The organism is Pseudoalteromonas sp. TAE79 (genome assembly GCF_000498015.1).
In the GTDB taxonomy this organism is placed as follows: domain Bacteria; phylum Pseudomonadota; class Gammaproteobacteria; order Enterobacterales; family Alteromonadaceae; genus Pseudoalteromonas.
Genome location: NZ_AUTL01000068.1, coordinates 1 through 11,450, shown reverse-complemented (window position 1 = coordinate 11,450; position 11,450 = coordinate 1). Strand labels below are relative to the sequence as shown.

Here is an 11,450-nt window from a genome sequence, read left to right as displayed (position 1 = left end):
TGCGTATTCCGGTGATGGTGAACACCGATTCCGGTTTTATCGTGAACACTTAAATTCCACGCATTGGGTTCATGACATTTTTAACCTAAGTGTTCACGATGGTCAATTTTAGATTGAATTTTTCTCATAGACTCCCCCTTTAATTTTATCCGATGAGCATTGTGCATTAGTCGATCTAAAATGGCATCGGCTAAGGTATTATCGCCGATGGATTGATGCCATTCTTCGGTGGGTAATTGACTGATGATGGCGGTTGATGAACTGCCGTGCCTATCATCCATGATCTCCATTAAGTCATTTCGTTGTGCCGCTTTAAGTGGCTCAAGCCCCCAATCATCTAAAACGAGTAAGTCGATCTTAGCGAGTGACTGTAACATTCGACTGTAAGTGCCATCTGCTTTGGCTTGTGTCAGCGCAAGCATCAACCTTGAGAGTCGGTAATATTTAACGCTGTAGCCTTTCATGCATCCTGTATGCGCAAGCGCACAAGTGATATAGGTTTTACCGCTACCGCAAGGGCCTGTGATGAGTAAGTTTTGTGATTTATTCAGCCAATCACATTGCAGTAGCGATGCCATCATCGATTGATTGAGACCTCGCGGGTGATGATAATCTATGTCTCTGGCGTTAGCGGCTAATTTAAGTTTTGCCGCTTTAAGTAAGCGTTGTTGTTTTCGGCTCTCTCGGTCTTGGGCTTCACTGTCTGCTAGCAGTTGTAGTCGCTCATCGAAGGACAACCCTTCATAAGTACTTGGTTGTTCTATTTGGCTCACTAAGGCGTTGGCCATACCACTGAGTTTGAGTTGACGAAGCTGAGTTATCGTTTGTTCTAACATAGAATTTCCTTACCTTAATGGAAGCTTTTAGGACCACGGATATTTTCATGGGATTGTGGCAATAACGTCGACGGCTCTTCTTGCGTTCGCGGCAATTTATCTTGGTTGCTACTGAGTATGTCTTTGATATGTTTTAACCGATATAAACTGTATTGATTGGCTATCGCACAGGCGTTATTGAGCCGATCGGCGGGATAGCTTCTTGATAGGTTGAGTAAGCCTAAGCACACACGATACGCTTGTTCTTCATGTTGTTTCTGTGCCAATTGTGCTTTCACCCAGAGCAAAACGTCATCTCCAATATCTTTCGCCCAATTCATTAAACGCCCTGGTGACCATTTATGATGCTTCTCATGCTTTACAGGCATGTGCTCGGATGTGGTGGTCATGCCCGGATGATATTTTCTCGGGTGACTGGTGATGCGTTTATGCTTGAAATAAGCCTCAATCAAGTTGTCTTTGGCATGAAGTTCAAGCTTTTCACCCACCAAGTGATGGGGTACCGAGTAAAGATGGTTATCATACTGAACGTGATAATCAATATTCACTTTGACGTGTTTAATATCCGTGAATTGATAAGCTAGTTTGGGCATGGGCGCGAGGGCGGGTTTGTCGATTGACTCGAACCATGATTGTCGTGTCCCACTCAGTTGCTTAAAGGGCTTATTATTGACCTCAAGCAGTAAGGCTTTGATGCAATGGTTTAGCTCAGCTAATGAGAAAAAGGTTTGGTGTCGTAACTTGGCGAGTATCCAGCGTTCAATGATTTGCACGCCCACTTCGGCCTTGGCTTTATCTTGTGGTTTTCTGGGACGAGCAGGCACAATCACGGTGCCATAATGCGCGGCCAATTGCTGATAACTCGGGTTAACATCAGGGTCGTAGCGACACGCTTTACTGACACCACTGCGTAAATTATCGGGGATAACCATGTCAGGTATACCGCCGATAAATTCAAATGCTCGCACGTGACTGCCGATCCAGTCGGGTAGACTTTGGCTCCAGGTTGCTTCACAAAATGTATAATTTGATGCGCCCATCACCGCCACGAATATCTGGGCGAACTTCACTTCACCCGTCGCATTACAAACAATGGGCATCGTTTGACCCGCATAATCGACAAAGAGTTTTTCTCCTGCTTTATGCACTTGTCGCATCGAACGTTTTTGCTTTTTAAGCCAGGTCATGTAGCGATCGCAGAACTGAGAATAGCTGTAACAACGATTCGGATATTGCTGAGTATATTCTTCCCAGAGTAAGTTCTTGGTGACGCCTTTGCCCGTTAATTCTTTTCGAATGGCTGGCCAATCTGGCACTTCAAATCGCTGGGATGGCCGAGTGTCGGCGCGAGGATAGAACTGACTAGCAAGCACAGAATCATCAAGCTCGTCGGGCAGTGGCCAACTTAACGATAAAGCTCTGGCTTTAGTGAGTAGTTTTTGAATACCACCGACACTGATCTTAGTGCTGGCACTTATTTTTCTGACACTGAGTTGGGCAGCAAAATGTAGCCTCAACACTTCTCGAATTTTACGCATTGTGATCCTCTTAGTCGCCATATCCCTTCCTCAGTAATACAAAAAGGAAATAGCTTAACAAAGTAATTAATAATCAATGCGTTGAAATTGTACTGGTTTGGTGTGAACACCGATTCCGGAAAATCAGTCAAAAGTGTTCACGATAAAACCGGAATGAGCGTTCACGCTAAAACCAGAACGGGTGTTCACGATGGGCCGGAATCACTGTTCACGATGCTCCGGAATATGCACCATCTGTACAGTCCTCGGCTTACCTGGTTGAATGCCACCGTTTGAACGGTTAGCAACGTATGTTTTATCAAACAAGTTATCAACGCTTAGGTATACTTTTTGATTTTCATCGATTAAGTATTTAGCAGCTAAATCCCATACTACGCGGCTATCAATTGCGTTTAAGCCCGACTCAGTTAAGTTAGCATGCGCATCAGATACGTAACGTATTTGGCTGTTAACTACAAACGCAGAAAACTCAGCACCTAACGATAACGCTACTTGGTTTTCTGGTACGTAAGGCATTGCATCGCCTTTTTCTACCGCGCCCCAAATTTCTGAATCAAAATCGTTTTTAAACTCAGAGTCTGTGTAGGTGTACGTTAATTTAACTGGGAACATAGCTGTATCAGTTGCAAACGTACGTGCTGCACTAAATTCAAAGCCCGCTACTTCTACTTCACCGTAGTTGTATTGGTCGCCAATGTTGTCGTCGCTACAACCAACCGCTGCAGTACAGTTACCGTGCATGTTGTCGTAGTCTGAGTAAAAGGCAATTACTTCACCGCTAAAGCCATCCATATTAAAGCGAGAGCCAAACTCAATGTTTACACTTTCTTCTTCTTCTTGGTCAGCATTACCAGGTGCTGCTGGTGCATAACCTTTTTGAATGCCCGCAAGTAGCGTTACGTTTTCGTTAAGCGTGTATGTAGCACCTAGTGACGGCACTAAAATTTCAGTGTCGTTCGACACATCTTTAGTTAAACCGTTGCTGCGTGTTGGATCTGATCTAGACCACTCTTCACGCGTAATAGTAATGTCTTCATAACGAAGGCCTGCACTTACTACTAATGCATCAATTGTCCACTCATCTTGAATAAACAAGGTGCTTGCTTCTGCGCTATCTACACGGTTGCTATCAGAGCCCGGAACGCCTTGCTCTGTAAGTGTTAAGCTTAGGTCTTGATTAAGTGTGTATTTGTCTTCCCACTGAAAACGATCCATTTCGTCTTCGTGGTAACGTACGCCAACAGTCACATAGTGATCGCCTGCAGGAATATGTAATTCAGACTGAATACCTTTAGCTTGGTAGTCGCGGTTATTAGCTTTAACGCCAATACCTTCAATACCTTCGCTTGTAGGGTTTGCTTCAAAATCGCTGTACTGCTCAAGAGTACTTAAGCCTACGCTGCTGGCTTTATACCAGTTACGATGAAAATCGTTTAAGTAAGCCGTAGCTAAAAACTCATAGCCATCACCAAAACGGTACGCGTAGTTAAGTTGGTATGCGTTGTGGCGCGTATTCATTTCATCGTTTTGACCAAACGTATGGCCAAACTTTAATAGTAAATCTGTTTTTTCAAAGCCGGTGTTGTCATTGCCTACTGGCAGCTCTTTAAAGCCGTCTGCGCCGTAAGTAAATACTTAAATTAAACCCGCTGTGTTATTTTTTTCTTTACCAAAGTAAGCGTGGCCTTTGTAGTAACCGTCGCTACCAAGGGCTGCATCTACCATACCTTTTGAGCTATCGGCTCAGTTGGTAAGCTGCGCGAAAGTAAGTTTAAAACACCACCTGTAGTACGCGGGCCGTACTTAACTGAGGCTGCGCCTTTTAATACTTCAATAGATTCCATACGACCCATAGTAGGGAAGTAGTATGCAGAAGGTGCTGAATATGGTGCTGGTGCAACTAATACACCGTCTTCCATTACTGATATTTTATCGTTACGGCCAGTACCTGTACCGCGCATACCAATATTAGGACGAAGGCCATAACCGTCTTCTTCTTGCACGTAAACGCCCGGAACAGACGCTAAAACGCGAGAAATATCGGTAAACTGGAATTTTTGAAGTTCTTCTTCAGAAATAAACGTAGCCGAACCAGGAATATCGTTAATTGCTTGCTGAGAGCCAATAACAGTAATTTGTTCAAAGCGTTGTTCTTTATTGCTGGTGTCTTTTGCTATTGCAGTAGCACTAAAAGACAAAGCAACCGCAGTTGCCAAAGTAGATACTAAAAACTTAGGGGTCATTGTGTTCCTAATCATGTCAATTATCTTAATTGGCGCAATTTGAACACGTTAACGAATACGAATCAATGTTATTAACTATTTAATTATTCAGTTTAATAGAACTAAAAACACCTGCTTATGCAACTTAATTAACTAAATTGTTTCTTTTGTATTATTTTGTAATTGCTTTACTAGCTATAAAGGCTGAACGAATTATATGTGCTACGTAAGCGCTAGCCCAAGCGTAGAGCTATAAATTCAGCGAGTTTATCTACCGCATTTTCCGACTCACCCGAACTTTTAACCAAGCTAATACCAATATTACCAAGAGCTGGTAAATGCTTGGTTTGAACCTGATAGTTAAGCTCACTCGGTACTGTACTTTTGGCAAGTACCGTAATACCTAAGCCTTCTTTTAATGCAGCAATAAGGCCGGTTAAATCGGCGTTGCTATAAACTATTCGGTATTTAATGCCTGCACTTTTTAATGCATCAGTAGCACGGCGACGATAAATACACCCCTCTGGTGCGGTAACTAGGGTAACCACCTCATTATGCGCAAGTGACAGGTCGCCCACCCACACAAGTTCGTCTTGCATAAAAATAGGAAACTTATCAGAGTTGAGTCGCTCATTTAGCGCAAGTACTAAATCAAACTGATCTTGGCGAGAAGCCGAAAGCAAATGCTTACTTAAACGCGACTTAACCTCTAACGACACCTCAGGGTAGAGCGCCACAAAGTCGCCAATAATTGAGGGTAAAATACGCGCTGCAAATTCGCTAGGAATACCCAAGCGCACTTTACCTGCGATGTTTTCTGAGGTGAACTGCTGCAAAATAGCATCGTTGTGTTGCATCATTTGTTTTGCCATAGGCAATAATAGCTCGCCGTACTGGTTTAATACTTGGCGCTGCCCTTGTTTTTTAAATAGTTTATAGCCAAGCACGTCTTCTAAGCGCTTGATTTGCAAACTTACAGCAGGTTGCGACAGGCCAAGTAAATCGCCTGCTTTAGCAAAGCCACCTATTTCAACTACCATTACAAAAGTACGTAAACCGTCTGTTGATATGTTTTTCATATTTAAAATTACAATTTATATAGCCATATATATAAGTATTATTTATCAATTGATAAATAATTACAATTTGTTGTTGATAGACGTGGGCAATATACTTTTATAATCGAAAATACACAGGTGTTTGTTATGACTTTTAACCCAATAATGTTTGCCCGCCACAGCAACGCAAGTAGTGCGGTTACTAACGCTTTGCAAACTAACAACAATCACGTTGTAATGGATTTTAGCGGAACCGAAACCAGTGTATTTTTAAGCACTATTTTAGGCCTTGATTTAACTAAGCTTACCGCCAGCGGTTTAGGCTTAAAAGGCACGCTTGATGGCGACTATAATTCTGACTACAGTTTTGCTGTTTATTACTTTAGCGAAACCGCCTTTAGATTCGTACTACCACACAACGCAAGCCTTCAACTACAAGCGCTTATAAACGAGCAGCAATTACGTTTTGATATTGATTATGTAGTACGCACCGACCTAGCAAGCTTTATTTTAAGTGGCGACAACGCGTTTGATACTCTAGTAAATGCTTTTAAATTAACACCCGGTTTGCGCTTATCAAATGCGCAACTATGCTACGGTGCGCAAAGTGGTGATGTATTTATTACCGCCATTGATAAAAACGACGAACAACACTTTGTATTAGTCGCTAAACAACAAGAATTACAAAAATGGCAAAGCTACATGCAAGCGCAAGGTTTTGCACTTATGCATAGTGAAGCCGCATAACGAATACAAACAACAGGTGAACATAACAATGTTTACCTGTTTTTAATTGCGATTAAGCAATTAAAGTCTATTTAAGCCACGCCCTAAACAGGGTTAATTTAAACGTGAAGGAATGTTATGACTTCTAAAACTGTACTACATGCTAAGCACCTAGAAGCGGGCGCTAAAATGGTTGATTTTCATGGCTGGGAAATGCCAATCAACTACGGCTCACAAATAGAAGAACACAATAGCGTGCGTACCGACGCAGGTATGTTTGACGTATCACACATGACTATTGTTGATATTAAAGGGCCTCAAGCACAAGCATTTTTACGTAAGCTAGTAGCTAACGACGTTGCAAAATTAACCGTACCAGGTAAAGCGCTTTACACAGGCATGCTTAACGAGCAAGGCGGTGTAATAGACGACTTAATTATTTATTTCTTTAGCGAAACCTTTTACCGCCTAGTTGTTAACTCAGCAACGCGCGAAAAAGACCTAGCGCATTTAGCTAACGTATCGAGCGACTTTGACGTAACTGTTACAGAGCGCCCTGAGTTTGCAATGATTGCAGTACAAGGCCCTAACGCTAAAGCAAAAACAGCCACTCTTTTAAATGCTGAGCAACAAGCAGCTGTTGAAGGTATGAAGCCATTTTTTGGTGTTCAAGTAGGTGATTTATTTATTGCCACAACGGGTTATACTGGCGAAGACGGTTACGAAATAGTAGTACCGAACGACCAAGCAGCCGATTTATGGCAACAACTGCTAGACGCAGGTGTTAAGCCTGCTGGTTTAGGTGCACGCGACACGCTACGTTTAGAAGCAGGTATGAACCTTTACGGCCTAGATATGGACGAAAGCGTATCACCACTTGCAGCTAACATGGCATGGACCATTGCATGGGAACCAGAAGATCGCGACTTTATTGGCCGTGACGTACTTGTTAAGCAACGCGCAGAAAAAAGCACTGACAAACTAGTTGGCTTAGTGTTTGAAGAAAAAGGCGTTTTGCGTAGCGGTTCAAAAGTAATTGTTGATGGTGGTGAAGGTATTATTACTTCTGGTACTTTCTCCCCAACACTTGGTTTTAGTGTAGCCCTTGCACGTGTACCACGTTCAACAGGCGATACAGCTCAAGTAGAAATGCGTAAAAAATTAGTAAACGTTAAAGTAGTAAAGCCTAGCTTTGTACGTAACGGTAAATCAATAATTTAAATAATTTGGTTATATCAATCAGTGTAATTACAGTGATTGATATCCTCCCAATATAAACCAAAGGACAAATAAAATGAGCAACATTCCTAGCGAGTTAAAATACGCACCTTCACACGAGTGGGTTCGTAACGAAGGCGACGGTACATTTACTGTTGGTATTTCTGAGCATGCACAAGAACTTCTTGGCGACATGGTATTTGTTGAATTACCAGAAGTTGGCGACGAAGTAGACGCTGGCGAAGACTGTGCAGTAGCAGAGTCAGTTAAAGCAGCATCAGACATTTACGCACCTATCAGTGGCGAAATTGTTGCTATTAACGAAGAACTTGAAGACTCACCAGAAACAGTAAACAACGACGCTTACGGTGACGGTTGGTTATTCCGTATTAAAGCATCTGACGAGTCTGAGCTAGACAACTTATTAGACGCTGAAGGTTACTCGCACACTATCGACGAAGAATAATTATTCTTTGTAGATAACTAAAAGCCCCGCGTGTTTTATTTAGATATCGGGGCTTTTATGATTTTACAGTTAACTTTTCCATACAAAGTAGGCTGTTAAATCATAAGAATTTTAAGTTATTGCTGTTTACCCATCAGCAGTAGCCACATTTTTTGGATCATAGGAATCTGGACACATGTCAAACGCCAAATCTCTTGAAGAACTAGAGCAAAAGCAAGATTTTATTCGCCGCCATATTGGGCCAAGCCCAGCACAAGTAAGCGATATGCTAAGTGCTTTAGAAGTATCGAGTGTGCAAGAGCTCATTGACCAAACTGTACCGGCTAGCATTCGTCTAGAACAACCGCTAACAGTTGGACAAAGCCGTACTGAAGTTGAAACACTAAGCTACCTAAAATCAGTAGCAAGCAAAAATAAAGTTTTCAAATCGTACATTGGCCAAGGCTACCACCCAACTAACGTACCGCACGTAATTTTACGTAACGTACTAGAAAATCCAGGTTGGTATACAGCGTACACACCGTATCAGCCAGAGATTGCACAAGGGCGTTTAGAATCATTATTAAACTTCCAAACTATGACCCTAGATTTAACCGGTCTTGATTTAGCAAGCGCATCACTACTTGACGAATCAACAGCGGCTGCAGAGGCTATGGGCCTTGCAAAACGCGTATCAAAAGCTAAAAAAGCCAATGCATTTTTTATTGCCGACGACGTACACACACAAACAATCGACGTAGTAAGCACCCGTGCTGAGCAGTTTGGTTTTGAAGTAATTGTAGGTAAAGCCACCGATGCCGTAAACCACGATATTTTTGGTGCACTGTTCCAATACCCAACTACATCAGGCGAAGTGGTAGATATAACTGACCTAATTGCTGGCGTACAAAGCAAAAAGGCCATTGCCTGTGTTGCTGCCGACATAATGAGTTTATTACTATTAAAAGCACCGGGTAAACTAGGCGCAGACGTAGTACTTGGTTCGGCTCAACGTTTTGGCGTACCTATGGGTTACGGCGGTCCACACGCTGCATTTTTTGCAACACGTGACGCATACAAACGTTCATTACCAGGTCGTATTATTGGTGTATCTAAAGACCGTTTAGGTAACGACGCACTACGTATGGCAATGCAAACGCGCGAACAACACATTCGCCGCGACAAGGCCAACTCAAACATTTGTACAGCACAAGTATTACTTGCCAACATGGCAGCGTTTTACGCGGTGTACCACGGCCCACAAGGCTTAAAAACTATCGCGCAGCGTATACATCGCTTTGCTGATATTTTAGCAAGTGGTCTTAAAGCTAAAGGCATCGCACTTAAGCACAGCACTTGGTTTGATACACTAACAGTAGTAAGCGACAGCAAAGACGACGTAATAGCGCGTGCAATTGCAAAAGGCGTAAACTTTGCAACAAATCACGAAGGCGAGTATTCAATTTCGGTATCAGAGACAACAACACGTGCCGATATTACTGAGTTATTCGATATTATTTTAGGCGAAGGCCATGGCCTAAGTGTTGACGCTATTGCGGCCGACGTTGAAGCAAATGGCAGTGAGTCTATCCCTGCAAGTTTAGTACGTGACGATGAAGTACTAACGCATCCAAACTTTAACAGCTACCACAGCGAAACAGACATGCTTCGCTACATTAAGCGACTAGAAAGCAAAGACTTATCGCTTAATCACTCAATGATCTCGTTAGGCTCATGTACCATGAAACTAAACGCAACTGCCGAGATGATCCCAATTACGTGGCCTGAGTTTGCAAACCTTCACCCATTCTGCCCGCTAGATCAAGCAGAGGGTTACCAAATAATGATTGGCGAGCTACACGACTGGCTAGTAAACATTACCGGTTACGATGCAGTATCACTTCAGCCAAACTCTGGTGCACAAGGTGAATACGCAGGCTTAATCGCGATTCGTAAATACCACGAATCACGCGGCGATGCACACCGTAATGTATGTTTAATCCCAAGCTCTGCGCACGGTACTAACCCTGCATCAGCGCAAATGGCGAGCATGAAAATTGTGGTAGTTAACTGCGACAAAAACGGTAACGTAGACATGAGCGACCTTAAAGCGAAAGCTGAGGAAGTGTCTGAAAACTTATCGTGCATCATGATCACATACCCGTCTACGCACGGTGTATACGAGGAAACAATTCGCGAAATTTGTGACATTATTCATGAGCACGGCGGCCAAGTTTACATGGACGGCGCAAACATGAACGCGCAAGTTGGCGTAACAAGCCCAGGCTTTATTGGCTCAGACGTATCGCACTTAAACTTGCATAAAACGTTTTGTATTCCACACGGTGGCGGTGGTCCAGGTGTTGGCCCAATTGGTGTTAAATCGCACCTTGCGCCGTTTATGCCAAACCATAGCGTAATTAACGTACCAGGTACTAACATCGGTAACGGTGCGGTATCGGCAGNGCAGCGCCTTACGGCTCAGCCGCTATTTTACCTATTTCATGGGCTTACATCACCATGATGGGTTCAGAGGGCTTAAAGCAAGCTACTGAAATGGCCATTGTTAATGCTAACTACTTAACACATGAGCTAAGCAAGTACTTCCCAATTTTGTACCGTGGTCGTAACAACCGTGTTGCTCACGAATGTATTGTTGACCTGCGCCCGCTTAAAGAGCAATCAGGCATTACTGAAATGGACGTAGCTAAGCGCTTGCAAGATTACGGCTTCCATTCACCAACTATGTCGTTCCCAGTAGCTGGCACATTAATGATTGAGCCAACTGAGTCTGAATCAAAAGGTGAGATTGACCGCTTTATCGAAGCAATGGTGTCAATTAAAGGCGAAATTGAAAAAGTAATTTCTGGCGAATGGTCAATCGAAAACAACCCGCTAGTGTTTGCACCGCATACACAAGGTGACGTGTTAGGTAACGAATGGGACCGCGCATACGACCGTTTTTACGCTGCATTCCCAGTGCCTGCCGTGGCTAAAAACAAGTTTTGGCCAACCGTTACACGTATTGATGACGTATACGGCGACCGTAACTTAGTATGTTCATGCCCTGCGGTTGAGACTTACCGCGATTAAGAGCAGAGACTAATTTTTTGACCTTTAATGGGTAGTAAGTTCCACTATAGTCCGGAAATTTATCAAAATTATAAAAGCCGTTGCAGCAATGCAACGGCTTTTTTGTTTGCCCAGCGAAGCTGGCAAACCCGATAGGCTGAAAGATGCCTTATCACCCTGACTAAGGGGAAGATAATCTGAATGGCAAGGGCGTCACTGGCCAACGGTGGGGTCTGAAGGAAGCCATAAGAAGTTAGAGGTACACAACTAACCGTAACCTGTTTCGGCAGTATTGGTGGGTCAGCGTGCAAAATAGCGCAACGCCCTATACTTAG

Annotated in this window: 6 protein-coding genes and 3 pseudogenes; 4 read left to right on the top strand and 5 right to left on the bottom strand. The window is 43.2% G+C overall.

Translation table 11 applies throughout. The annotated features are described in order from the left end of the window. Positions 1-80: 80 nt before the first annotated feature. The 4 genes and pseudogenes from istB to L655_RS0102725 all read right to left on the bottom strand — a co-directional run bounded on the left by istB (position 81) and on the right by L655_RS0102725 (position 5,675). A complete protein-coding gene (gene istB / locus L655_RS0102740; RefSeq protein ID WP_024603886.1) occupies positions 81-836 on the bottom strand; it encodes an IS21-like element helper ATPase IstB in 756 nt (251 codons plus the stop codon). A 14-nt stretch (positions 837-850) separates the two neighbouring features. Further along, the gene (gene istA / locus L655_RS0102735) at positions 851-2,395 is read right to left on the bottom strand and encodes an IS21 family transposase (protein ID WP_024600838.1); all 1,545 of its coding nucleotides are present in this window, start codon (positions 2,393-2,395) and stop codon (positions 851-853) included. Between the two features lie 180 nt (positions 2,396-2,575). Then, positions 2,576-4,617, bottom strand: a pseudogene (locus tag L655_RS01000000124925) (TonB-dependent receptor). A gap of 212 nt (positions 4,618-4,829) precedes the next feature. Continuing rightward, positions 4,830-5,675: a LysR family transcriptional regulator gene (locus L655_RS0102725; protein WP_002958025.1), complete on the bottom strand. Its 846-nt coding sequence runs from the start codon at positions 5,673-5,675 to the stop codon at positions 4,830-4,832. Between the two features lie 126 nt (positions 5,676-5,801). On the opposite strand from L655_RS0102725, the gene L655_RS0102720 reads away from it, so the two are divergent. From L655_RS0102720 to gcvP, 4 genes and pseudogenes are all read left to right on the top strand, one after another. After that, positions 5,802-6,401 carry a hypothetical protein gene (locus L655_RS0102720; protein ID WP_024604022.1) on the top strand — a complete coding sequence of 200 codons (600 nt, stop codon included), beginning with the start codon at positions 5,802-5,804 and terminating at the stop codon, positions 6,399-6,401. Between the two features lie 117 nt (positions 6,402-6,518). Then, positions 6,519-7,601, top strand: coding sequence for a glycine cleavage system aminomethyltransferase GcvT (gcvT, locus tag L655_RS0102715; protein WP_024604021.1), 1,083 nt, complete (start codon positions 6,519-6,521; stop codon positions 7,599-7,601). A gap of 73 nt (positions 7,602-7,674) precedes the next feature. Beyond that, positions 7,675-8,064, top strand: a complete 390-nt coding sequence (gene gcvH, locus L655_RS0102710) for a glycine cleavage system protein GcvH (protein ID WP_002958029.1) — start codon at positions 7,675-7,677, stop codon at positions 8,062-8,064. 175 nt (positions 8,065-8,239) lie between these two features. Then, a pseudogene (gene gcvP, locus L655_RS01000000124920) lies at positions 8,240-11,136 on the top strand (aminomethyl-transferring glycine dehydrogenase). A gap of 68 nt (positions 11,137-11,204) precedes the next feature. On the opposite strand, the pseudogene L655_RS1000000127675 reads toward gcvP, so the two are convergent. Continuing rightward, a pseudogene (locus L655_RS1000000127675) lies at positions 11,205-11,450 on the bottom strand (hypothetical protein); the annotation flags it as partial.

What these genes read in the sequence shown, in the direction of transcription:
- istB (WP_024603886.1), bottom strand. Translation starts at nt 836, where the DNA reads ATGTTAGAACAAACGATAACTCAGCTTCGTCAACTCAAACTCAGTGGT.
- istA (WP_024600838.1), bottom strand. Translation starts at nt 2,395, where the DNA reads ATGGCGACTAAGAGGATCACAATGCGTAAAATTCGAGAAGTGTTGAGG.
- L655_RS0102725 (WP_002958025.1), bottom strand. Translation starts at nt 5,675, where the DNA reads ATGAAAAACATATCAACAGACGGTTTACGTACTTTTGTAATGGTAGTT.
- L655_RS0102720 (WP_024604022.1), top strand. Translation starts at nt 5,802, where the DNA reads ATGACTTTTAACCCAATAATGTTTGCCCGCCACAGCAACGCAAGTAGT.
- gcvT (WP_024604021.1), top strand. Translation starts at nt 6,519, where the DNA reads ATGACTTCTAAAACTGTACTACATGCTAAGCACCTAGAAGCGGGCGCT.
- gcvH (WP_002958029.1), top strand. Translation starts at nt 7,675, where the DNA reads ATGAGCAACATTCCTAGCGAGTTAAAATACGCACCTTCACACGAGTGG.